Below are 24,065 nucleotides of genomic sequence, written 5' to 3' on the forward strand. Positions count from 1 at the left end.
CCGATCCCTTCCTTCTTCTTCCCATGGCCGGCGCGTTCGACGCCGGTCCTTCTTCAAAACTGGCTGCCTTCAAAACTGGCTGGCTTCAAAACTGGCTGGCTTCAAAGCTGGCTGGCCGGCTCCGGACGCGGAAGCGGCCCGCCAACCCGTTCCGCCGGGAAATGCAGCGACGCCCGGAGGCCGGCCCCCGCCTCGCCCTCCAGCAGCAGCCGGCCGTCATGCGCCTCCATCAGGCTCTTCACGATGCTGAGCCCCAGCCCCGACCCCTGGAAACGGCGGGTCGCGCCGTCCTCCGCCTGATAGAACGGCTGGGCGGCCTTTTCAATCTGCTCCGGCGTCATGCCGATCCCCTGGTCCTGCACGGCGATGACGAATCCGCCCTGCGGGTCCAGCCACGCCTGCACCTCGATCGGCGACGGAGCGCTGCTGAACTTCACCGCGTTGGACAGCAGGTTCAGCAGCATCTGCCGCACCGCCCGCTCGTCGGCCTGAAGCACCGGCCAGACCGCCCCGGCGGCCGTCCGGATGGTCCGGCCGCGCCCGGCCTGGGTGCCCAGCACCGTGGCGATGGCGGTGCCGACCACCTTGCGCGGGTCCACCGCCTCGAAGGTCAGGTTGGCATGGCCCGATTCCATCTGGGCGACCGTCAGGATGTCGATGACCAGGCTCAGCATGTGCCGGGCGCTGCCCAGGATGTAGCCCGCATACTGGGCGTGTTCCCGGCGGGTGCTCTCCCTGGCGCCTCCGGGCGCCCCGCCGCCGGAGGGGCGGCCTTCGCCCGGCACGCCGCCGTCATCGCGGATCAGCTCCGAGAAGCCGATGATCGCGTTCAGCGGGGTGCGCAGCTCGTGGCTCATGGTCGCCAGGAAGCGGGTCTTGGCCTGGCTGGCCTCCTCCGCCTGGGCGATGGCCGTCTGCAGGGCGCCGGCCATCGCCTCCATCCGGTCGTGCGCCCGCCGGATGGCCCGGTTCTGGATCAGCAGCACGGTGATGAACAGGACGCCGCAGACCGCCAGACCGGCGGCCAGCATGGAGAACAGCCCATGCAGGTGAAGCAGCTGGTCATGCCCCTCGTCCACCAGTTCCCCGCCGAACTGGGACGCGACGGAGGCGAAGGCGTTCAGTTCGCGGTCCACGGGCTCCAGCACCGCCAGGGCGGCCAGCGCCTTCTCCGACGGCGCCAGCGGCCCGGCCAGGATCGCGCCGACGCGGTCCAGCGCCTCCTCCAGCCGGGCCACCGTCTGGCGATGCTGCGGGTAGCGGTCCACGAAGAGGGAGGCCTGCCCCCGCCCCAGCACGGCGATGCGGTTGCGCACGATGTCCAGGCGGAGCTGCACCTCCTCCGCATCGACCTTGGCGCCCGGAAGCGCGCTGGCCAGGATGCGCTGCTCCAGCCGCGTCACCTCGCCCACCGTCTGGCCGGCGGCCCAGGCGAAGTTGTAGGGGGCGGCCCCGCGCAGCGCCTCGCCGTAATTCACCACCAGCAGCGACAGATAGGCGGCGGCCAGACCGAATCCGCCGGTCAGGATGGCCAGCCAGAGCCCCAGGCGGCGCGTGCGGTCCTCCGACGCCCAGCCCAGCAGGCGGGACAGCCGCGTGTTCCCTTTCGGCGCGGTCTCGGTCGGCAAACTCACGGGGGATGCCTTCACTTTACGGTCAGCCGGGCGACCTGCCAGACCGAACGTCCGAAATATTTCTGCCGGTTGGCTTCCGGATCATGGTCGAAATCATAGACGATGAACAGCGGCCCCTTGTCGCTGACCGGCATGTAGGCCCCGTCGCGCTTCAGCGCCAGGATCACCTTGCGGTTCCGCACGTCGTCCATGGGGATTTCGCCGGTGTAGTCGTTCAGAGCCGTCGCGGTCAGCGTTTCGCCGCGCGCCTCCACACGCTCCATCAGGCGGGCCAGCGGCACGCCTTCGAAGGTCACCGGCTCCTTGTACCAGGGGGTGGCGGTGGTGAACGACACCATGCCCAGCGCTTCCAGCATGGGACGGTCGAAGACCGCCGCACCGTCGCGGTTGGTCGCCCCGATCTGCCCCGACACGACCAGAATCGGCTTTTCCGTCGGTTCCGGCAGCGTCCCGGCGCTGGCCGAGCCGGCAAGTACAAACAACGTCAGGGCGACAAGACGGCAAACAATTCTATCCACCATATCGGCTAACCGTCCGCTATTCGGCCATGCAACCTTTATCATGATTGCATTCTACGAACGATCCAACGAAAATTCTGTAAAAATCAGCCGCCGAATTTTCACATACGGAAAGGTGTATCGAAATTCGTTCATATTTGTCCCGTGAAATGATCATCCCGTAACGGACCGGCAGCATCGTTTCCGCCGGGCTTTTCACATCTTTCCCATGCACATCCGACCAACGGACCGCTTATGGATGCATTTATTCCGGTTTCTTCCGCCCCGCTGCCGCTGGACGGCTATATTCTGGGAATCGGAACGAACGTGGAACCCGATCGGAACGCGGCACGGATCACCGCCCGCTTGGCCGATCTGTTCGGTTCCGTCCTGGTCAGCCGCTTCTACCGCACGGCTCCGGTCGGCATGACGAGCGCCCACCCCTTCGTCAACTACTGCGCCTATGTGCCGAGCGCGCTGGACCCCTCCTGCTGCAAGGGGCTGTGCGTGGGGGTCGAGCTGGCGCTGGGCCGCGACCGCGCGCACCCTTGCTGCAAGACGCGTGACCGCCCCGCCGACATCGACCTGATCGGACGGGTGAACCGCTCCTTCCCGGTGGACCGCCTGACGGCCCTGCGCCCGGACGCCTATTTGGCCGCCCCCTTCGCGGAGATCGCCGCTCTGCTCGCCGGGCGCCCCGTTCCGCCGCCGCAGGGCGAGCTGTGCGCCGCCGCCCTGCCGGGTTGCCGCGGCGGCTCCCCCCGGTTAGGCGAGACGCCGGCCACCGTCCACCGCGATGACGGCGCCGGTCTGATAGTGGTTCTGGAGGATGGCCTCCACCGCCATGCCGATAGCCTCCACCCCGCCCTCCTCGCCGAGCAGCGTCTCTGACAGCACGCGCGCCCGCGCCTCGGGACCGTGCCACGCCTTGAACAGGATCGGCCCCGGCTGGACGACGTTGACCTTCACCTTGGGGGCCAGCCGCTTGGCGAAGGACAGCGCGAGGTTCTGAAGCCCGGCCTTGCTGGCGCAATAGGCGTCGAAGGCCGGGTTGGGGTTGTCGGCGTAGATGTCGGTGATGTGGACGATGTCGGCCCGCCGCGCCGATCCGGCGTCCAGCAGCGGCGCCAGCTCGCGGTTCAGCACGAAGGGGGCGCGGACATGCACGGCGTGGAAGATGTCCAGCTGCCGCAGCGCGTCCGCGGTGTCCGCCGCCGTCATCTCGAAGGCCGAGGCGTTGTGGATCACCGCCCGCAGGCTGGCCGCCACGCCCCGCACCGCCGCGGCCAGCCGCGGCCCGCCGTCCGGATCGGCGAGATCGCCCGGCAGGCAGACCGCCCCGGCGGCGCGCAGCCGCTCCACATCCTCGGTAGGGGTCCGGTAATGGGCGATGACGGGGTGTCCCAGCGCCATCATGCGCTCGGCCAGATGCAGCCCGACGCGGCGGCCGGCTCCGGTGACGAGAACGGCGTCCTGCAACAGGGCGGTGGTCATGGGAAGACCCTTCGGCAGAGGGCCGGCCGGCGGACGGCGGAACCGGGGCGCGGAAGGAGGTGGTGACCCCGGCTGGACTCGAACCAGCTGCCTACGGTTTAGGAAACCGTCGCTCTATCCAGATGAGCTACGGGGCCACGGCGCTGAACATAGCGGCTCCGCCGCGACTTGCCAACCATCCGTCTCCGGCCCGTCTCCGGCGGCCCGTTGGGACGGCCGACGGAAAAGGTCACCGCCGGCGGCGGCGCGGCGCATGGCGCGGCCGGCGAATCCGCTGGGCTTGGACACGCCGCTGCGTATACTGCGCCCATGGCACGCATGCTTTACCTGCGCGACATCGAGGTCGATGTGCACGTCCGCTGCCGCGCCTGCGGCCACGAGGGCGTGCTGCCGCGCGCGGACATGAACCGGCGCTTCGGACCCAACTACCCCGTCCTGTCCATCGCCCCCCATTACCGCTGCTCGCGCTGCAATTCCCGCGACACCGAAAGCCGCCCGGCGCCCCCGCCCTTCGCGACGCCGGTAGCGACGATGCCCATGGCGGAGGACGCCCCGTCCTTCGCCGGGCCGCTGGCCGCCCTGCAGGGGCTGCTCGACGCGGCGCGGACCCGGGGCGATGCGATGGACGAGCCGGAGGAGGACGCCGCGCCGGTCCTGCGCCCGCCCGCGCCCGTGCCGGCCGCCGCCCGGCCCGCCGCCGCCGCGCTGGATCTGGATTTGGACCTGGAGTTGGAACGGCTGGCCGCGGACGGTGACGCCGCTCCCGAGTCGGGCCGCCGCCCGCTGTGGGAGCCGGTGTCGCTCGCCGATCTCGCGGGCCAGGACGAAGCGGGCCAGCACGACGATGGCGACGACGCGGCCGGCGACGCCGAGTGGGACGACGACGAGGATTGGAGTCCGCGCCGCTGGACACTCGCGGACCGGGACGCGGATGAAGGTGCCGACGACGAGGAAAATCGGGTCGAGGCCGTGCCGCCGGCCCCGGCCCCGCGGGCAAGCCATCCGGCGGCCACGGACGATCCGGACGACGACGCGTCCCGCTCCTTCGACCGCACCATCGCGGCGCTGCGCAGCATCCTGGACGGCCGCGGCGACGGCCCCCGCGCGGAAGAGCCGGCCGCGCCGCCGCCCCCGTTCCCGCCCCCTGCGTTGGCCACGGTCCCGGCCTTTTCTCTCAAGGACACCGCCGACGCCCGGGACGACGAGACCGAAGCCGACGAGCCGGACGGGGACGATGATGCGGAGCCGTCCAACGACGACATCCTGGGCTTCGCTATCCGCGATCCGGACAAGGCCCCGCCCCCCTGGGAGCGCCCCCGGGAGCGCGACCCCGCGCCCACCGGCAGCGAACCGTTGGATCGCACCATCGCCGCCCTGCGCAGCATGGTCCAGAAGGCCGCCGCCGACCGCGACGAGGACGAGGACGAAAGCAGGGACGACCGCGACGGCGGCGTGGTGACTCCGCTGTTCGGCCGCTCGCGCAAGCCGGCCGACGATCCGGACGACGACGTTGATGTTGAGAACGACGACGGTCCGGACGACGACGAGGACCGGAACGCCGGCGCCGACGATGCCTTCTGGAACCGCAAGGACGCGGACGGGGACGGGGAGCCGGACGAGGACGGCGCCCCCGTGCTGCGCAAGTCCGCCCAGGAACAGGAGATGGAAGAGGCGTTGCGCGCCCTGCGCGCGCTCGTCGAGGCGGAAAGCGACCTGGACGACCCGCCCCACCCGGCCTGGAAAGACGAAGCGCCCACCCGCCCCGACACGGACGCCCTGCCCGGCTTCAAGCCGCTGCCGCGCCGCGCGACTGAACCGGAAGCTGACGAGGATGAGGACGAGGACGGCGAGCCCCTGGATCTGGTGGAGCCGGTCCCGGTGAACACCCCGGAACAGCCCAAGCCCGGCGCCGTCAAACGGGCCGAAAGCACCGAGTCCGGGAAAAAGGCCGCCAAGGACGAGTCGGGCACCCTCGGCAAGACCCTGGCGGCGCTGCGCAACATGCTGGAGTTGGACGGCAAGCAGGGGCGCTGAGGCCCCGCTTGCCCGTCCCATCAAATCAGCCGTTTTCCGCCAGGACCGTGCCCGCCAGATAGAGCGAGCCGCAGATCAGCACGCGGGCCGGCCCGTCGACCCGTCCCTTCAGATCGTCCAGCGCCCCCACCACGTCCGCCGCCGCCGCGCTGTCGGCGATGCCGCAGGCGCGGGTGGCTGCGGCGGTGTCCGCCGCCGTCAGCGACGCCTCCTCGCCGGGGATGGCGACGGTGCGGGCGGCGGTGACGAAGGGCGCCAGCGGACCCAGGAACTCCCGCGGCTCCTTGCTCGCCAGCATGCCGTAGACCAGCAGCAGCGGCCGCTCGGGCTCCTCCTCCGCCCAGCGCGCGGCCTGGACGGCCAGCACCTCGCCCGCCGAGTCGTTGTGGCCGCCGTCCAGCCACAGCTCCCAGTCGGCGGGCAGGCCCTCGGCCAGGGGGCCGCGGGTCAGCCGCTGCAGGCGGGCGGGCCACTCCACGGCGGCAAGGCCGCGGCGCACCGCCGCGTCGTCGACCTTGACCGGCAGATGGTCCAGGCAGGCCAGCGCCACCCCGGCGTTGACGATCTGGTGCGCCCCGGCCAGCCCCGGCAGCGGCAGATCGATGCGGCGGCGGGCGCTTTCGAAGCGGAAACCGCCCTCGGTCGGGGTGACCGACCAGCCATGGACCGGCGCCCCCACCGTCTCGGCGCGGATGGCCAGGGTGCGGGCGGCCTCCTCCGCGGGCTGCGGGAAGATCACGGCGGGAACGCCCGGCTTGAAGATGCCCGCCTTCTCGCCCGCGATGGCCTCCAGCGTGTCGCCGAGGAACTGGCGGTGGTCGTAGGAGATGCGCGTGATCGCGGTGACCGCCGGGCGGTCCACCACGTTGGTGGCGTCCAGCCGCCCGCCCAGCCCGGTTTCCAGAAGCACCACGTCCGCCGGCTCCCGCGCGAAGGCGAGCAGAGCAGCGACCGTCGTCACCTCGAAGAAGGTGATGGGTCCGCCGCCGTTCGCCGCCTCGCATTCCTCCAGCAGGGCGGCCAGACGGTCGTCGTCGATCAGCGTGCCGGCCAGCCGGATGCGCTCGTGGAAGCGCACGAGGTGGGGCGAGGTGTAGACATGCACCCGCAGCCCCGCGGCCTCCAGCATCGCCCGCAGGAAGGCGAGCGTGGAGCCCTTGCCGTTGGTGCCCGCCACATGGACCACCGGCGGCAGGCGCCGCTCCGGATGGCCCAGCGCGGCGAGCAGCCGGTGCACGCGGTCCAGCGACAGGTCGATGACCTTGGGGTGCAGACCCTTCAGCCGGTCGAGAACCGGATCGGCGAGCGACTCAGCGAGCGGCATGGCGGGATCAGGCCGGCTGCTCGGAGCCGGTCCTTTCGGCGCCAGCCTGGGCCGGCGTCTCGTCGGCGGCCTCGGCCTGGCTGCGCGGCTCCTCCGTCTGGACGGCGGCCGGCGCGGCCGGCAGCGCTTCCGTCGCGACGGCCAGGACCGGCTGCATCAGCAGGGTCAGGACGCGCGACAGGGTCGGGCGCAGGTCGCGGCGATGGACGACCATGTCCACCATGCCGTGCTCCTGCAGATATTCGGAGCGCTGGAAGCCCTCCGGCAGGGTCTCGCGGATCGTGCTCTCGATCACGCGTGCGCCGGCGAAGCCGATCTGCGCGCCCTTCTCGGCGATGTGGATGTCGCCGATCATCGCGAAGGAGGCGGTGACGCCGCCGGTCGTCGGGTCGGTCAGCACCACGATGTAGGGCAGGCCCGCTTCCTTGACCATCTCCACCGCGATGGTGGTGCGCGGCATCTGCATCAGCGACAGGATGCCTTCCTGCATGCGCGCCCCGCCCGAGGCCGGGACGACAATCAGCGCCGCCTTCTGGGCGATGGCGGTGCGGGCGGCGGCCAGGATGCCCTCGCCCACCGCGATGCCCATCGAGCCGCCCATGAAGCCGAAGTCGAAGGCCGCGACGACCGCCGGCTGCCCGCCGATCAGGCCGGAGCCGACGACGATGGCGTCATGGCGGCCCGTCTTGGTCTGGGCTTCCTTCAGGCGGTCGGTGTAGCGCTTCTGGTCGCGGAACTTCAGCGGATCGACCACCGACTTCGGCAGCTCGACCGACTGGTAGTCGCCCTCGTCAAACATCGAGGCCAGCCGCTTGATCGGGTCCAGCCGCATGTGGAAGCCGCAATGCTGGCAGACGTTGAGGTTCTCCTCCAGATCGCGGTGGAAGAGCATCGCCTCGCAGCTCGGGCACTTGTGCCAGAGGTTGTCGGGAACCTCCTTGCGGGCATAGAGGGCGCGGATCTTGGGGCGGACGTAGTTGGTAAGCCAGTTCATCGAATTCTTCCTGATATCCCGCTCAGCCGGCGCTCGCAGCCCGGCGATCTAGGCCCGACGCACTCAGACGCGCGCGCCGCGCACGCCGCCGGCCAGTTCCCGGACGAAGCCCAGCACATCCTCGGCCAGACCCGGGCGGGCCTTGCCGTCCGCGTCAAGCCCGCCGGCCAGCCGCGTGACGATGGCCGAGCCGACCACCGCCGCGTCGGCGACGCGGGCGACATCGGCCGCCTGCTCCGGCGTCTTGATGCCGAAGCCGACCGCCACCGGCAGGTCGGTGTGGCGCTTCAGGCGCTCCACCGCGGCGCCCACCGCGGCGTTGTCGGCGCTGGCAGCACCGGTGATGCCGGCGATCGACACGTAATAGACGAAGCCCGAGGTGTTCTGGAGCACCGCCGGCAGGCGCTTGTCGTCGGTGGTCGGCGTCGCCAGCCGGATGAAGTTCACCCCGGCCTTCAGCGCCGGGATGCACAGCTCCTCGTCCTCTTCGGGCGGCAGGTCGACGACGATCAGCCCATCCACCCCGGCCTCGATGGCGTCGGCCAGGAAGCGGTCCACCCCATAGGCGTGGATCGGGTTGTAATAGCCCATCAGGATCACCGGCGTGTCGGCGTCCGTTTCGCGGAAGCCGCGCACGAGGTCCAGCGTCTTGCGCGCCGTCGTCCCGGAATGGAGCGCGCGCAGGCTGGCCGCCTGGATCGCCGGGCCGTCGGCCATCGGATCGGAGAAGGGCAGCCCCAACTCGATCAGGTCGGCGCCGGCGGCGGGCAGGCCGTGCAGGACGGCGCGGCAGGTCTCCAGATCCGGGTCGCCCGCGGTGATGAAGGTGACGAGGCCGGCGCGGCCCTCCGCCTTCAGCGCGGCGAACCGCCGGGCGATGCGGCCATTGTCAACAGCGACACTCACAGCTTCACTCCCAGATGCTGGGCGACGGAGAAGATGTCCTTGTCGCCGCGGCCCGACAGGCAGAGCACCATCAGGTGGTCCTTGGGCAGTTTCGGGGCGCGCTTCACGATCTCCGCCAGCGCGTGCGCCGATTCCAGCGCGGGGATGATGCCCTCGGTGCGGGCGCAGAGCTGGAAGGCGTCCAGCGTCTCCTGGTCGGTGGCCGAGACATACTCGACGCGCCCGATGTCGTGCAGCCAGGAATGCTCCGGCCCGACGCCCGGATAGTCCAGGCCGGCGGAGATGGAGTGGCCTTCCAGGATCTGCCCGTCCTCGTCCTGCAGCAGGTAGGTGCGGTTGCCGTGCAGCACGCCGGGGCGCCCGCCGGTGATCGAGGCGGCATGGGCCAGCGGCCCCTTGTCGATGCCGTGGCCGGCGGCCTCGACCGCGACCATCTGCACCGACGGATCGTCGAGGAAGGGGTGGAACAGGCCAATGGCGTTGGAGCCGCCGCCGACGCAGGCGACGAGGCTGTCGGGCAGGCGTCCCTCCAGCTCCTGCATCTGGACGCGCACCTCATCGCCGATCACCGACTGGAAGTCGCGGACCATGGCGGGGTACGGGTGCGGGCCGGCGGCCGTGCCGATCAGGTAGTAGGTGTCGGCGACGTTGGTGACCCAGTCGCGCAGCGCCTCGTTCATCGCGTCCTTCAGCGTCCGCGCGCCGGAGGTCACCGGGACCACCTCGGCCCCCAGCAGCTTCATGCGGAAGACGTTGGGCTGCTGGCGGGCGATGTCGGTCTCGCCCATGTAGATGACGCAGGGCATGTCGAACAGCGCGCAGACCGTGGCGGTCGCCACACCATGCTGGCCGGCGCCCGTCTCGGCGATGATCCGCTTCTTGCCCATGCGGCGGGCGAGCAGGATCTGGCCGATGCAGTTGTTGATCTTGTGCGCGCCGGTGTGGTTCAGCTCCTCGCGCTTGAAGTAGATCTTCGCGCCGCCGAGCTTCTCCGTCAGGCGTTCGGCGTAGTAGAGCGGGTTCGGGCGGCCGACATACTGCTTGAGCTGCTCGCGGATCGCGCCTTCGAAGGCGGGATCGGCCCGGGCCTCGCGGTAGGCTTTCTCCACCTCAAGGATCAGGGGCATCAGCGTCTCGGCGACGAAACGTCCGCCATAGATGCCGAAATGCCCGCGCTCGTCGGGACCGGAACGGTAGGTGTTGGGTCTGGTCATGGCCTGGGAAACTGCCTGAAGGGGCCGCGCGGCGCCCGGAAGGCGCCACCATAGCGGCGGATCGCCCGGATTTGAAGCGTTCGCCGAACCTTTCGCCGAACATGCCCACAAGATGGGAAAAGCCGCCGCGAAGGCAATCCGGCGGGACGGCATGGCAGAGCGCCGCCCTCACCCGCCCAGCGGCGGGGCGTAATGCAGGCCGCCATTCATCCACAGCCCGTTCATCCCGCGGTCGATGCCCAGCGGCGAGGCGGCGCCGAGATGGCGGTCGAAGATCTCGCCGTAGTTGCCGACCTGAGTGACCGTGCGGAAGGCCCAGTCGTCGTCGAGCCCCAGCCCCCAGCCGACCCCGGCGGTGGCCCCGAGGAAGCGGCGCACCTCCGGGTCCTGGGCCTCCTCCCTCAGGCGCGGGGCGTTGGCGGCGGTGATGCCCTTCTCCTCGGCCAGCACGGTGGCCAGGAACACCCAGCGCACGATGTCGAACCACCGCCGCTCGTCCGGGCGCACCATCGGGCCCAGCGGCTCCTTGGAGATCGCCTCCGGCAGGATGACGTAGTCGTCGCGGTCGGGGGCCTTCAGCAGCCGCTGCGCGTGCAGGCCGATGCGGTCGCTGGTGTAGAGGTCGCAATGGTGGTTGAAGAAGGCCGACAGGGCCCCTTCGGTCGAGCGCACCCGCTTCAGACGGAAGCGCAGGCCGCTGCGGGCCATCCAATCCTCCAGGTTGCGCAGGGTGGTGGTCTGCTCGATCACGCAGACCGAGGCGCCGGCCGGCAGGTCGGACAGGCGGGCAACGCCCTGGGCGCGGTGCGCGATGAATCCCTGGCCGTCGAACAGGTAGACCGCCGGGAAATCGACCCCGAAGGTGGCGTCGCGCTGCAGGGTCCAGGTGGTCCCCTCCATCACCACGTCCACCTCGCCGTTGCGCAGGATGGCGAAGCGGTTCTCGGAGTTGGTCTCGACGAACTCCACCCGGTCGGCGCTGCCCGCGGTGGCGGCGGCCAGCGCCCGGCACATGTCCACGAAGAAGCCGCGCCAGTTGCCGCTGTCGTCCACCGCCGCCAGACCGGCGCCGCTGGACGAGACGCCGCAGCGCAGCAACCCGCGCTCGCGCACGTCCTCCAGTGTCTCGGCCCACGGGGCGCGGAAGGGCACGGCGAAGGCCGCCGCCAGCACCGCGGCGGCCACCGCGGCCCGCGCGAAACACCGCACCAAACCCATCGGCCATCCCCCCTCTGCCACCTGCGGTCAGCTTCGGCCCGGCAACCGGTGCGGGTCAAGCCCACCCGGCACCCCGTCCCGCAGCGTCCAGCCGTGCAGCGTCCGATTGCGGCGCCCGACCGAGACAGGGGGGTGTGAATTGCGCCCGGCCGATTGCCCGTGTTATCTCAAGCGGACGACAAGAAATCGAGGCACGGGCATGCGGCTTCCCCGGCTGGGCGTGGCGTTTCGCATCCTCGCGGGGCTGACCGTGATCGCCGGCCTGACCGCCGCCACCGGCGTGGTGGCCGTGTCCCTGTTCGGCCGCTTCCACCAGGGATTCGAGCAGATCGCCACGGCCAAGGTGCCGGGCCTCGTCAACGCTTCGCAGCTCGCCCAGCAGAGCGGCACGCTCGCCGCCAACGCCCCGGCCCTGGTGGCGGTGCAGAGCCAGTCGGTGCGCGAATCGGTGATGGCCCGGCTGAGCGACCAGATCGCCCTGCTGGAAGACCTGATGACCCGGCTGCGCGAGCGCGGCGCCGACATGGCCGAGGTGGCCGAGCTGCAGCGCCGCAAGAACGAGCTGGTCGCCAACCTGATGACCCTGAACACCCAGGTGGAACGCCAGCTCGCCGCCGCCGCGGAGACGGGCGGGCTGGTCAACCGCCTGATCCAGCTCGCCGAGCGCATCCGCGACGCGGAGGAGGCGTTGCGGGACAAGGCCGCCGTCCCCCGGACCCAGGCGGGCTGGGAGGAAGCCCAGGACACCGAACGGCGGGTCGATCTGTGGACCGCGGAGGCGCAGCACGCCATCCTGCTGATGATCGCCGCCTCCCGCGCCGACCACGAGGCGCGGGTGGACCGGCTGCGGCAGGACTACCGCGCCGCGATGGACCGCGCGGCGGAGGCGGTGTCGGGCCTGCCCCCGGGGCCCGCCTTCGACCTGGAACCGCTGTACCGGGAGCTGGAGGCGCTGGGGCTCGGGGAGCACAACCTGTTCACCAACCGCCTGACGGAAATCGGGCTGGCCCGCGCCATCAAGGGGTCGATCACCCGCAACCAGAACGTTTCGGACCGGCTGGTCGGCGCGGTGTCCGACCATTTCCTGGCCATCGAGCAGGACATCGCCGCCCGCTCCGGCGAGTTCGAGCGGGTGATCCGCGACGGCAAGAACGCCATCCTGGCGATGGCCGTGGTCTCGATCCTGGGCGCCCTCGGCATCTTCCTCTACATCCACCGCAACGTGGTGCGGCGGCTGCGCGTGCTTCAGACGGCCATGACCGCGTCGGCCGCCGGGCGGTCCGTCGCCATCCCCACCCACGGGCAGGACGAGATCGCCGACATGGCGCGCGCCCTGCACTATTTCGTCGCCACCATCCGCTCGCGCGAGCACGCCCTGTCGGACAGCGAGCGCCGGCTGCGCGCGATCCTGGAGCAGAGCCCGGTCGGCGTGTCGATCGGGCGGCCCGACGGCTCCGTGGCCTTCGCCAACGCCCGCGCCGCGGAGCTGGCCGGGCTGCCGCTGGACGCCTTCGTCGGGCGCCGCCACGCGCTGGCCCTGCCCGGCGCCACCCTGCAGGGACGCGCCCTGCCGCAGGACGGCGCAGGGCTGGTCGCCCGCGAGGTCGAGGTGGCGGTGGACCGGCCCGACGGCAGCCGCGTCTGGGCGCTCCAGACCCTCCAGCGCACCGAGTTCGAGGGGGAGCCGGCCATCCTCGCCTGGAGCTACGACATCACCGGCCGCAAGCGCGCCGAGGAGGACCTGCGCCACGCCAAGGACCAGGCGGAGGTCGCCGCCCGCTCCAAGTCGGAGTTCCTGGCGACCATGAGCCACGAGATCCGCACCCCGATGAACGGCGTGCTGGGCATGCTGGAGCTGATCGCCCTGACCCCGCTGGACGCCGAGCAGACCGAACTCGTCACCACGGTGCGCGACAGCGCGACGGCTCTGCTGCGGATCATCGACGACATCCTCGACCTGTCCAAGATCGAGGCCGGAAAGCTCGACCTCGACGAGATGGACCTCGATCCCCGCGACCTGGTGGAAGGGGTGGCGGAGCTGCTGGCCCCGCAGGCCCATCAGAAGGCGCTGCTGCTGGTCTGCGACCTCGACCGCGGGGTGCCGGCGGTGGTGCGCGGCGACCCCGGGCGGCTGCGCCAGATCCTGTTCAACCTGACGGGCAACGCCATCAAGTTCACCGACGCCGGCCGGGTCGTGCTGCGCACCCGGCTGGAGCCCGCCGCCGCCGGGTCGGACCGGCTGCGCCTGCGCTTCGCCGTGGAGGACACCGGCATCGGCATCAGCGGCGCCGGCCAGGCCCGCCTGTTCCAGCCCTTCAGCCAGGCCGACAGCTCGACCACCCGCCGCTTCGGCGGCACCGGGCTGGGGCTGGCCATCTGCGCCCGTCTGGTCGAGATGATGGGCGGGCGCATCGGGGTCGAGTCGGCACCGGGCTGCGGCTCCACCTTCTGGTTCTCGGTCGATCTCGCGCCGGGCGATCCGCGCACGGTCCCCGGCGACGACACCGACCTGTCCGGCCTGTCGATCATCGTGGCCGAGCCCGACCCGGTGCAGCGCGCCGTCCTGATCCGCGCGCTGGAGGACAAGCGCGCCGCCGTCGCCGACGCCACCACGGCGGACGAGGCGGTGGAGCTGCTGACGATGGCCGACGCCGACCTGCTGGTCCTCGCCGACGGGCTGCTGGAGCACCATCCCGAGGACGCGCCCGGCGCGCCCAACCCGCGGCTGTCCGCTCCGGCGGTGCTCGCCCGCATCGCCGCCGCCGGGGTCCGCCCGCCGCCCACGCTGCATCTGGTGGACGGGCGGGAGCAGGCCAGCGACTGCCCGCCGGACAACGGGGAGGACGGTCGGACGGACGCCGGGGAACCGCCGCGCCACGACCATCTCGGCCGCCCGATCCGCCGCGACGCCCTGTTCCGCCGTCTGGCCGCCCTGGCCGGACGCGCCGTTCCCCCGGAGCGCCCCGCCGACCCCGCGTCCTCCGTGGCGGACGGTGGACGAGCCGCCCTCGACACGGCTTCCCCCGACACCGATTCCCTCGGCATGGCGTCGCCCGCCGCGGCTCCGCCGGCGATCCTGGTGGCGGAGGACCATCCGACCAACCAGCAGGTGATCCTGCGTCAGCTGCGTCAGCTCGGCTTCGAGGCCGACCTGACCGGCGACGGGCTGGAGGCGCTGACCGCCTGGCGGGCGCGGCCCTACCGGCTGCTGATCACCGATTGCCACATGCCGCGCATGGACGGCTACGAGCTGTCGCGCCAGATCCGCAGCGCCGAGTCGGCGGCCGATTCGGCGGCCGATTCGGGCGCTGGCGCCGGCCCCCGCCCGCGCACCGCCATCATCGCCATGACCGCCAACGCCCTGGCCGGTGAGATGGAGCGCTGCACCGACGCGGGCATGGACGACTACATCGCCAAGCCGGTGACCCTGCGGCAGCTCGCCGCCGCCCTGAACCGCGCGTTCGGCGAGGGCAGCGCCGCGGCCCCCGACGAGCCGCCCGCCACGGAGGCCGCCGGGGCGGCGGAGAGCGCGCTGGACCTCGACCATGTCCGCACCACCTTCGGCGCGCTCGACGGGATGGCGCTGGACATGCTGGACTTCTTCCTGGAGACCACCCGCCCGCTGCTGGACGAGGCCGCCGCCGCCCTGGACCGTGGCGACCTGGAGGCTCTTCGCGGCGCCGCCCACACGCTGGCCGGGGCCGCCCGCACGGCGGGGGCCGGGGAGTTGGGCCGCAGCGCCTCCGCCCTGGAACTCGCCGCCCACCATGGCGACCGGGACGGGGCGGCGTACGCCCTGACGGCGGTGCGCGCCGCCTATCCGGCGGTCGAAGCGGCGATCCGCGCCCTGCGGGTCGGGGAAGCGGTCTAGCCGGTCGAAAGGGCCGCACCACCCCGAAAGTGGCACCACCGCCGGCCCGCCTTGCTCCGCCGGGAGGCGTGGACTAGTCTCACCCGCGTGAGCGTCCTGACCCGATCATACGCCTTTGCCGCGCTGGGGCTGGCGGTGGGAGTCGGCCTGATGGCCGGGCCCTCCGGCTCGCCCGCCATGCTGGGCTTTGCCGGCGTCCTCGGCGCCGCCGGCTTCGGCGGGCTGTTCTGGACCGGCAAGGAGCGCCGCCGCAGCGACCGGCTGGCGGCCGACGTGGCGCGCCTGGAGGCCCTGCTGGCCGCCTCCCCCCACCCCTGGTGCGCCTGGGACGCCGGTGGCGGCGCCAGCGCGGCGCCGGGCTGCGCCAAGCTGCTCGGCGCGGTTCCGGGACAGGACATCGCGAACGCCTTCGCGGACGCCGACGCCCCCCGGGTCGCCGAAGCCGTCCGCCGCCTGCGCACCACGGGCGGGGACTTCCGGATCGAGGCGACGACCCGCAGCGGGCGGCGCCTGCTGCTGAGCGGGCGGCGGGCGGCCGGGCCGTCCACCGGGGCCGGGGCTGGCACGGGCACCGGCGCCACCGGACACCAGGACGTGGTCTGGCTGGAGGACATCACCGACCGCTGCGCCGAACAGGAGGGGCTGGCCCGCGGGCAGCGCGATGCCGAATCGGCGCTGGCCGAGCTGCGCGCGGCGGTGGACGCCCTGCCGCTGCCGGTGTGGCTGCGCGGCGCCGGACAGACGCTGTCCTGGTGCAACCGCGCCTACGCCCGCGCCGTGGATTCCGACCCCGCCGCGGTTTTGGACAGCGGCCGGGAACTGGCCGCGGACGGCGCCGGGCGCGCCCTGGCGCAGCGGGCGCTGGACAGCGGGGTCGCCCAGTCGGAGCGGGTCTCCGCCGTCATCGGCGCCGAGCGGCGCCTGCTGGAGGTCACCGAGGCCCCCCTGCCCGCCCCGGACGGCGGCGGCACGCTGGTCGTCGGCTACGCGCTGGACGTCACGGCGGTCGAGGAGATGCGCGGCGAGCTGAGCCGCCACCTCGCCGCCCACGGCGAGGTGCTGGAGCGGCTGGGCGCGGCGATCGCCATCTTCGGCGCCGACACGCGGCTGACCTTCTTCAACCAGGCCTACGCCCGGCTGTGGGACCTGGAGGAGTCCTGGCTGCGCAGCCAGCCGACCCACGGCGAGATCCTGGAGGAGCTGCGCACCCGCCGCCGCCTGCCCGAATACGCCGACTACCAGAGCTACAAGCGCGAGCGGCTGAGCCGCTACACCCGCCTGCTGGAGCCGGTCGAGGAGCTGATGCACCTGCCGGACGGCACGACCCTGCGCAGCCTCGCCGCCCCCCACCCGCTGGGCGGGCTGATGCAGATCCTGGAGGACGTGACCAACACGCTGGCCCTGGAGTCCTCCTACAACACGCTGATCGCCGTGCAGCAGGAGACGCTGGACAATCTGGCCGAGGGCATCGCGGTGTTCGGCGGCGATGGCCGGCTGAAGCTGTCCAACCCGGCCTTCGCCCGCGTCTGGGACCTCGACGATGAGGACCTTCTGGGCGAGCCGCACATCTCCAGCCTGTTCGAGCGGATGCGGCCTTTCCTGGAGAACGGCGGCGACTGGGACAGTCTGAAGGACGAGATGATCGGCGCGACGCTGGAACGCGCCGTGCGCTCGGGCCGGCTGGAACGGGCCGATGGGTCGGTGGTGGAGTTCTCCACCCTGCCGCTGCCCGACGGGGCGGTGCTGAACAGCTATCTCGACGTCACCGACAGCGCCCGGCTGGAGCAGGCGCTGCGCGCCTCCAACGCCGCGCTGGAGGCCGCCGACCAGTTGAAGAGCGAGTTCATCGCCAACGTCTCGCACCATCTGCGCAACCCGCTGAACGGCATCATCGGCTTCGCCGAGGTGCTGGCGAACCAGTATTTCGGGGAGCTGAACCCGCGCCAGATCGAGTATGTGAAGGGCGTGCTGAACGCGGGCGAGCGGCTGCTGGAGCTGATCGATGACGTGGTCGACATGACCAGCCTGGGGGCCGGGGTGACCACGCTGGACCGCGGCGCCGTGGACGTGCCCGACCTGCTGGAGACGGTGGGCGAGTTGACCCGCGAATGGGCGCGGCGCGAAGGGCTGCGCCTCGACCTCACCGCCCCCTCGTCGCTGGGCGAGGTGGAGGGCGACGAGCGGCGGCTCAAGCAGGCGCTGTTCACCCTGGTCGTCGGGGCCATCCGCCACCCGCCGGCGGACCGCCGCATCCTGCTGTCCGGGGAGCGGAGCGCCGACTCCCTCGTGCTGACCGTGGGGTGCGGCACCGGGCCGGGCGAGGCCGCCATGCCCTCGCGCTACGACCGCAACGACCCGCGGGGCGCGGCGGCGCTCGGCCTGTCGCTGGTCCGCAACGTCATGGAGCTGCACGGCGGGCGGCTGGAGGTCGAGGAGTGGCCGGGCCACGGCACCCGCTTCCGCTGCGTCCTGCCGCTTCCGCCCGCCTCCTGAGCCAAAGCCTCCTGATCTGCTTCCTCAGCCCTGGCCGCGCCTCGCGTCCCGGAAGGGCTCGGCGCTGCCGCCATGCGGCGAGGTGACGGACTCCGCCGCCGCGACCGGACGGTCGGTGGTGATCAGCCGCGCGCCGCGCTGGTAGGTGGCCCAGCGCCACAGCCACTGCATGGTGACCAGCACCCGCTTGTGGAAGTTCACCAGCAGATAGACGTGGATGATCGCCCACAGCACCCAGGCGAACCAGCCCTTCAGCTTGCGCGTCCCGAAATCGAAGACGGCGGCGCTGCGCCCGACGATGGCGGTGTTGCCGCGGTTGCGGAAGCGGAAGGGCTCCAGCGGCTGACCGCGCAGCAGGCTGGCCTCCAGCCCGCCGCCGAGATGCTCGCCCTGCTGCTTGGCGACCTGGGCCAGACCGGGCAGCGGCTTGCCGTCGTCGCCGGCCAGCGCCGCCGTGTCGCCCAGCGCGTAGACGTCGGGCACGCCCGGCACCGCCATGTCGGCACCGACCGGGATGCGCCCGCTGCGGTCGGTCTCCACCCCCAGCCAGGACCCGGCGGGCGACGCCTTGACCCCGGCGCCCCACACGATGGCTCCCGCCGGGATGAAGCGCCCGCCGACCGTGGCGCCCTCCGGCGTGATGCTCTCCACCGCCTGCCCGGTCAGCACGACGACGCCCAGCTCCTCCAGCTTGCGGCGGGCGTATTGGCCGAGGTCGTCCGGGAAGGTGGACAGGATGCGCGGCCCGGCCTCGACCAGCAGGACGCGGGCGGTGCGCGGGTCGATGCGGCGGAAGTCGCGGGCCAGCGTGAAGCGGGTCAGTTCGGCCACCGCCCCGGCCATCTCCACCCCGGTGGGGCCGCCGCCGACCACGATGGTGGTCATCAGCGCCTTCTGCCGGGCCGGATCCTCGCACATCTCCGCCTGCTCGAAATTCATCAGCAGCCGGGCGCGGATCCGCCGGGCGTTCTCGATGGTCTTCAGGCCGGGGGCGATCTCCGCCCAGTCGTCGTGCCCGAAATAGCTGTAGGAGGAGCCGGTGGCCAGCACCAGCCGGTCGTAGGGGACGAAGCTGCCGTCGGCCAGCTCCACCCGCTTGGCGGCGCGGTCGACGCCGGTCACCTCGCCCATCACCACGTCGACGTTGGGGTGGCGGCTGACGATGCGGCGGATCGGCTCGGCGATGTCGGCGGGCGACAGGGCGGCGGTCGCCACCTGATAGAGCAGCGGCACGAACAGGTGATAGTTGTTCCGGTCGATGATGGTGACGCGGATGTTCGTCCCGCCCAGGGCTTCCGCGCAGGCCAGACCGCCGAATCCCGCGCCGACGATCACGACATGGGGGCGGCTGTCCACGGGCGAGGGGGTGCGGTCGATCTGCGGCACGGCGGCAACCTCCGGTGAAGGCGATCCTGCACCGATAACCGCCAATGCGCCGCCGATGTTGCGGTGCATTCCCGGGTCCAACGGATGCCACCGTTGCCCCCACCCTAACCCTCCCCCGCTGCGCAGGGGAGGGGACTGCCGCCGCTTCGCAGAAATCTCCCTCCCCTGCGCAGCGGGGGAGGGCCGGGGTGGGGGCTGAGCTACCAAAATTGATGCCTATGCCAGGTCCATAAAGCTCACCGCGGCAGGGTCACCGTCACCCGCAGGCCGCCTTCCGGACGGTTGGACAGCGCGATGTCGCCGCCGTGGCCGCGCACCACCGTGCGGGCGGTGGCCAGACCCAGCCCCACCCCGCCGGTGTCGCGCGAGCGCGAGCGCTCCAGCCGGTAGAAGGGGGCGAAGACCTTCTCGAACTCGGCCTCCGGGATGCCGGGACCGCCGTCCTCGATCTCCACCCGCAACTCCCCGTCCGCGGGCCGCAGCCGCACGGTGAAGCCGCCGCCATAGGCGATGGCGTTGTCCATCAGGTTGGCGAAGGCGCGGCGCAGGGCCACCGGGCGCCCGTCCACCGTCGCGTGCGCCGGCCCCTCGTAGGCCGCCGCGTGCCCGGCGTCCACGCGGTCGTCGCACAGGCTCTGCAACAGGTCGGCGAGGTCGAGCGGGCCGCGTGGCTCGTGGTTGGCGTCGTCGCGGGCGAAGGCGAGCGTGGCGTTGATCATCGCCGCCATCTCGTCGAGGTCGGCGAGCATCTTGCGCTGCATCTCCGGGTCCTCGACCAGCTCGGCGCGTAGGCGCAGGCGGGTCAGCGGCGTGCGCAGGTCGTGGCTCATCGCCGCCAGCATCTGGGTGCGGTCGGCGACGAAGCGGGCCAGACGCGCCTGCATCCGGTTGAAGGCGCGGGTGGCGGCGCGCAGCTCCTGGGGGCCGGCCTCCGGCAGGGGCGGCGCCTCGCCGTCCACGCCCAACCGCTCCGCCGCGTCGGCGAAGCGCGCGATGGGGGCGGTCATGCGGCGCGCCGTCCAGACCGAGACCAGAGCCACCGCCCCGACGATGCCGGCCATCCACAGCGCGAAGCGCAGCAGCCGGAACGGCCCCTCCAGCGGGTCGCCGCCGACAAAGGTCAGCCAGGACCCATCCTTCAGCCCCACCGACAGCCGGACGTCGGCGCCCCAGCGGTGCTCGTCCACCGGAAAGGGGCCGGGCATGGGACGCTCCCGCCGGACCTCGACCACCACGGCGCGGTCGGGATCGTCCAGCTCGCCGCGGATGGCGCGGCGCAGCCGGTCGAAGGGAAAGCCCTCGCGCTGGTTGGCGAAGCGCGGCGTCTCGGGATTCCAGTCCACCCGCAGCACCGGGTCGTCGATCGCCTTGACCAGCCGCCGCCGCTCCTGCGGCGGGGTGCTCTCCACGAGCTGGACGATGGCCGTCACGCGCTGGACGAGAACGCGCATGCTGTGGGCCGGCGGCCCCGGGGGACGGTCGGTCAGATAGACCAGCGCGCTGACCGCCTGGGTCAGCAGCAGCGCCAGAACCACGGTCAGCACCAGCCGCGAGGCGATGCTGTCCGGCAGCCAGCGCCGGGCCACCAGCAGGCGGCTCTTGCGAGCAGTCTCCATCTCAGGCCCCCGTCACCGCCGGGGTGAACAGATAGCCGCCGCCGCGCACCGTCTTGATCATGGTGGGGTCGGCGGGGTCGGGCTCGATCTTGCGGCGCAGCCGGCTGACCTGCACGTCGATGGAGCGGTCGAAGGGCACCGCCGAGCGGCCGCGCGCCAGATCGAGCAGCTGGTCGCGGGTCAGCACCCGCTGCGGATGCTCCACGAAGGCGACCAGCAGGTCGTACTCCCCGGCGGAGAGCTGCACCAGCACCCCGTCGGGCGAGCGCAGCTCGCGCTTGGCGAGGTCGAGCGTCCAGCCCTCGAAGCCCAGCGTCTTGCCCACCGCACCGCCGGCCACCGGCGGGCCGGAGGCGCGGCGCAGCACGGCCTTGACGCGGGCCAGAAGCTCGCGCGGGCTGAAGGGCTTCGCCAGATAGTCGTCGGCCCCCATCTCCAGCCCGACGATGCGGTCCGTCTCCTCGCCCATCGCGGTCAGCATGATGACCGGCGTCTGCGCCGTCTCGGGCGTGGCGCGCAGGCGGCGGCACAGGCTCAGCCCGTCCTCCCCCGGCATCATCAGGTCGAGCACGATCAGGTCCACGCGCGCGGTGTCCAGCGTGCGCATCATCTCCACCCCGTCCTTGGCCCCGGTCACGCGGAAGCCGTGCCGCGTCAGGAACTGCGACAGGAGGGTGCGGATTTCGCGGTCGTCGTCGACCACCAGCAGGTGAGGTGTGCGGTCCATGGAACGCATGATCCGACGCGCGGGCGCCGGGGTGAAGAAGAAATGTGTAACGCCACGTTACGGGGAGGCCGGCTGTTACACAGCGTTACCAATTCACGGAAGGCCGGACATCAACCGGATACGTTGCCGGCCCATCATCGGGGTCATCGGGAACGCAAGACCCCGTCGATAACAAGGAGCATCCCCATGAAACGCGCTATGATGACCACCGCCGCGCTGGTTCTCGGCCTCGGCCTCGCCGTGCCGGTCTTCGCCCAGCAGCAGCCGGGTCCCGGCGCCGGCCCTGGCCCCGGTCCGGACGGCGGCCGGCATTTCTCCCGGATGTGCGAGGATCAGGACGCCCGGCTGGCCGGCATGCTGGCCTACGCCGAGAAGAAGCTGAACATCACCGACCAGCAGCGCGCCGCCTGGACCAAGTTCGCCGACGCCGCGAAGGCGAGCCAGAAGCCCACCCAGGACCTCTGCGCCAAGTACAAGGACCAGCCGATGCCCGCCGCGGCGCCGGCCCGGCTTGAGCGGATGGAGGCCATGATGTCGGCCCGCCTCGCCCAGCTCCAGCAGGTGCGCCCGGCGGCGACCGACCTCTACGCCCAGCTCACCCCGGACCAGCAGAAGCAGGCCGACCGCTTCCTCGACCGCGCCGGTCACGGGATGATGGGCGCCGGCATGGGCGGTCCCGGCCCGCGCCATCACGGCCCCGGCCATGGCCCCGGCCCGGGTCCCGACAAGGGCCCCCGCGGCGGCTGATCTCCCTGCCTCCAGGGCTGTCGCATTCGGCCTCTATAACCCTCTCCCCCCTGGGGAGAGGGTGGCCCGGAGGGCCGGTGAGGGGGTTGTGCTTGGCGGCAGGTCCGGCAAAAGCACAACCCCCTCACCCTAACCCTCTCCCCGGAGGGGAGAGGGGACTTCAAATGTCACCCTGTCCTGCCTCCCGTCAGCCGTTGACGGAGCGGGCCGCCGGTTCCCCGGCGGCCCGTTTCCGTTCTTACTCGGCGCCGGGAACGCCCTTGGAGGTCGAATATTCGAAGTGCAGCGCCTCGCCCGGATGGACCAGCGGGTGGATGGCGTGGGCCGCCTGCGCCGCCTCGGAAAAGCCGCAGAGGATCAGCTTCAGCTTGCCGGGGTAGGTGGCGATGTCGCCGATGGCGTAGACGCCGGGGGCGCTGGTGGCGCAGCCGGGCAGGCTGACGCCGATGTGGCTGCGCTCCAGGTTCAGGCCCCACTCGGCGATCGGCCCCAGATTCATCGACAGGCCGAAGAAGGCGAGCAGCGCGTCGGCCGGCAGGTCCTTCTCCTCGCCGTCCAGCGTGGCGACGCGCACGGCGGAGAGCTGGCCGTTCTCGCCCACCAGACCGGAGAGCTGGTAGGGCACCACCATCTCAACCTTGCCCTCGCGGACCAGCGCGTCCATGCGGGCGACGCTTTCCGGGGCGGCGCGGAACTTGGGCCGACGGTGGACGACGTAGACCTTCTCCGCCACGTCGGCCAGCGACAGCGTCCAGTCCACGGCGGAATCGCCGCCGCCGGCGATCACCACGCGCTTGCCGGCGAAATCCTGCTTGCGGCGGACCATGTAGAAGACCGACGTGCCCTCATACTGCTCCAGCCCGTCCAGCGGCGGGCGGTTGGGGCCGAAGGCGCCGCAGCCGGCGGCGATGATCACCGCCTGGGTGTCGATGCGGGTGCCGATGCTGGTCTCCACCAGCCAGCGCCCTTCCTCCGTCCGGGTCAGCTTCTCGACCTGCTGGCCCAGATGATAGGTCGGGTTGAAGGGGGCGGCCTGCTCCGCCAGCCGGTCGATCAGGTCGGCGGCCTCGATGGCCGGGTGGGCCGGGATGTCGTAGATCGGCTTTTCCGGGTACAGCGCGGTGCACTGCCCGCCCACCATGTCCAGCGCGTCCACCACATGGCATCGCATCTTCAGCATGCCGCATTCGAACACGGCGAAGAGACCGACGGGGCCGGCGCCGACGATGACGACGTCGGTGCGATGGACGGTGTGCGACATGGGACGCGCTGCCTTGTGCAAACGGGGGGAACGATGACGCCTTCAATTGTCCGGTTTCGCGCGCCCGGTCAACCCCGCCCTGCACGGGGAGGGCGAACGGCGCGCGCAAAATGGGTGCAGTCCCGCCGATTTCCTTCGGGGCGCGCGGTCGCGGTGGGGTAGGATTTGCGCGTTTTCCCCGTGCCGGAGCGGCCGCAATGAAGGACTGGCGATGAAGGAGCTGCGCTGCCTCGTGTTCACCGACCAGGAGGTGGTGAAGGCCGTGCTCGACCGCCGCCGCCGGATGAAGGAGCCGCTGCCCAGCGGCACGGTCGGCAAGGTCACCTACCGCCCCGGCCAGCCCGGCGGCGGCGGGGTGGAGACGCTGATCCAGGTCACCGGGGACGAGGGCGACGACCGGACGATGACCCTGCACGAGTCCGAGGTCGCGGCGGCGCTGGTGTCCTACTGCATGGGGCGCAAGATCCCCCTGCCCGTCGAGTCCGACAAGATGCTGTACCTGATCAACGGCGCCCTGACGCTGATGATCACCATGAACTTCAAGAAGCCCCCGCGTCTGGTGGAGGGCCGCATCGAAGCGGCGGAGCCCGCGCCCGGTCCCTCCTCCTCCCCCGGCCCGGTGCCGCGCAAGGCCGCCTCGCGACGTTGA

At 71.8% G+C, this 24,065-nt stretch carries 17 protein-coding genes, 1 tRNA gene and 1 pseudogene; 6 read left to right on the top strand and 13 right to left on the bottom strand.

Translation table 11 applies throughout. The features are described from left to right. Positions 1–101: 101 nt before the first annotated feature. Positions 102–1,634: a sensor histidine kinase gene (locus D3869_RS06710; RefSeq protein WP_137139422.1), complete on the bottom strand. Its 1,533-nt coding sequence runs from the start codon at positions 1,632–1,634 to the stop codon at positions 102–104. Positions 1,635–1,645: 11 nt separating this feature from the next. Beyond that, the gene (locus tag D3869_RS06715) at positions 1,646–2,116 is read right to left on the bottom strand and encodes a molybdopterin-dependent oxidoreductase (RefSeq protein ID WP_247895752.1); all 471 of its coding nucleotides are present in this window, start codon (positions 2,114–2,116) and stop codon (positions 1,646–1,648) included. A 270-nt stretch (positions 2,117–2,386) separates the two neighbouring features. On the opposite strand from D3869_RS06715, the pseudogene D3869_RS33605 reads away from it, so the two are divergent. Beyond that, a pseudogene (locus D3869_RS33605) lies at positions 2,387–2,746 on the top strand (2-amino-4-hydroxy-6-hydroxymethyldihydropteridine diphosphokinase); the annotation flags it as partial. 150 nt (positions 2,747–2,896) lie between these two features. Here the strand turns inward: D3869_RS33605 and D3869_RS06725 are convergent. Both D3869_RS06725 and D3869_RS06730 read right to left on the bottom strand, forming a co-directional pair. Further along, positions 2,897–3,625: an SDR family oxidoreductase gene (locus D3869_RS06725; protein ID WP_137139424.1), complete on the bottom strand. Its 729-nt coding sequence runs from the start codon at positions 3,623–3,625 to the stop codon at positions 2,897–2,899. Between the two features lie 60 nt (positions 3,626–3,685). Continuing rightward, positions 3,686–3,762, bottom strand: a tRNA-Arg gene (locus D3869_RS06730). Between the two features lie 172 nt (positions 3,763–3,934). Here D3869_RS06730 and D3869_RS06735 point away from each other — a divergent pair. Then, positions 3,935–5,659, top strand: a complete 1,725-nt coding sequence (locus D3869_RS06735) for a hydrogenase maturation nickel metallochaperone HypA (RefSeq protein WP_137139425.1) — start codon at positions 3,935–3,937, stop codon at positions 5,657–5,659. 25 nt (positions 5,660–5,684) lie between these two features. Here the strand turns inward: D3869_RS06735 and D3869_RS06740 are convergent, their stop codons facing one another. The 5 genes from D3869_RS06740 to D3869_RS06760 form a co-directional block, all read right to left on the bottom strand. Beyond that, positions 5,685–6,983 (bottom strand): bifunctional folylpolyglutamate synthase/dihydrofolate synthase, encoded by a 1,299-nt coding sequence (locus tag D3869_RS06740; protein ID WP_137139426.1) that lies wholly within the window; start codon positions 6,981–6,983, stop codon positions 5,685–5,687. 7 nt (positions 6,984–6,990) lie between these two features. Next, positions 6,991–7,977 (bottom strand): acetyl-CoA carboxylase, carboxyltransferase subunit beta, encoded by a 987-nt coding sequence (accD, locus tag D3869_RS06745; RefSeq protein WP_137139427.1) that lies wholly within the window; start codon positions 7,975–7,977, stop codon positions 6,991–6,993. A 63-nt stretch (positions 7,978–8,040) separates the two neighbouring features. Beyond that, on the bottom strand, positions 8,041–8,883 hold the full coding sequence (gene trpA, locus D3869_RS06750; RefSeq protein ID WP_137139428.1) for a tryptophan synthase subunit alpha: 843 nt from the start codon (positions 8,881–8,883) through the stop codon (positions 8,041–8,043). Then, positions 8,880–10,097 carry a tryptophan synthase subunit beta gene (gene trpB, locus D3869_RS06755; protein ID WP_014238652.1) on the bottom strand — a complete coding sequence of 406 codons (1,218 nt, stop codon included), beginning with the start codon at positions 10,095–10,097 and terminating at the stop codon, positions 8,880–8,882. The genes trpA and trpB overlap by 4 nt, the downstream gene beginning before the upstream one ends. 168 nt (positions 10,098–10,265) lie before the next feature. Next, positions 10,266–11,315 carry an amino acid ABC transporter substrate-binding protein gene (locus D3869_RS06760; protein ID WP_137139429.1) on the bottom strand — a complete coding sequence of 350 codons (1,050 nt, stop codon included), beginning with the start codon at positions 11,313–11,315 and terminating at the stop codon, positions 10,266–10,268. A gap of 199 nt (positions 11,316–11,514) precedes the next feature. Here D3869_RS06760 and D3869_RS34405 point away from each other — a divergent pair, with 199 nt between their 5' ends. Together D3869_RS34405 and D3869_RS06770 are read left to right on the top strand one after the other, a co-directional pair. Further along, positions 11,515–15,186, top strand: coding sequence for an ATP-binding protein (locus tag D3869_RS34405; protein WP_137139430.1), 3,672 nt, complete (start codon positions 11,515–11,517; stop codon positions 15,184–15,186). Positions 15,187–15,273: 87 nt separating this feature from the next. Continuing rightward, positions 15,274–17,679, top strand: a complete 2,406-nt coding sequence (locus D3869_RS06770) for a sensor histidine kinase (protein WP_137139431.1) — start codon at positions 15,274–15,276, stop codon at positions 17,677–17,679. Positions 17,680–17,703: 24 nt separating this feature from the next. Here the strand turns inward: D3869_RS06770 and D3869_RS06775 are convergent, their stop codons facing one another. The 3 genes from D3869_RS06775 to D3869_RS06790 form a co-directional block, all read right to left on the bottom strand. Beyond that, positions 17,704–19,065, bottom strand: a complete 1,362-nt coding sequence (locus D3869_RS06775) for an NAD(P)/FAD-dependent oxidoreductase (RefSeq protein ID WP_137139432.1) — start codon at positions 19,063–19,065, stop codon at positions 17,704–17,706. A gap of 236 nt (positions 19,066–19,301) precedes the next feature. Continuing rightward, positions 19,302–20,681, bottom strand: coding sequence for an ATP-binding protein (locus tag D3869_RS06785; protein WP_137139434.1), 1,380 nt, complete (start codon positions 20,679–20,681; stop codon positions 19,302–19,304). A 1-nt stretch (position 20,682) separates the two neighbouring features. Then, a complete protein-coding gene (locus tag D3869_RS06790; RefSeq protein ID WP_137139435.1) occupies positions 20,683–21,408 on the bottom strand; it encodes a response regulator in 726 nt (241 codons plus the stop codon). Between the two features lie 186 nt (positions 21,409–21,594). On the opposite strand from D3869_RS06790, the gene D3869_RS06795 reads away from it, so the two are divergent. Further along, on the top strand, positions 21,595–22,155 hold the full coding sequence (locus D3869_RS06795; protein ID WP_137139436.1) for a Spy/CpxP family protein refolding chaperone: 561 nt from the start codon (positions 21,595–21,597) through the stop codon (positions 22,153–22,155). Between the two features lie 238 nt (positions 22,156–22,393). On the opposite strand, the gene D3869_RS06800 is transcribed toward D3869_RS06795, so the two are convergent. After that, a complete protein-coding gene (locus tag D3869_RS06800) occupies positions 22,394–23,416 on the bottom strand; it encodes an NAD(P)/FAD-dependent oxidoreductase (RefSeq protein ID WP_137139437.1) in 1,023 nt (340 codons plus the stop codon). A gap of 211 nt (positions 23,417–23,627) precedes the next feature. Between D3869_RS06800 and D3869_RS06805 the strand changes: the two genes are divergently transcribed. After that, on the top strand, positions 23,628–24,065 hold the full coding sequence (locus tag D3869_RS06805) for a hypothetical protein (protein WP_137139438.1): 438 nt from the start codon (positions 23,628–23,630) through the stop codon (positions 24,063–24,065).

The sequence above is a fragment of the Azospirillum brasilense genome, from assembly GCF_005222205.1.
GTDB lineage: Bacteria > Pseudomonadota > Alphaproteobacteria > Azospirillales > Azospirillaceae > Azospirillum > Azospirillum brasilense_G.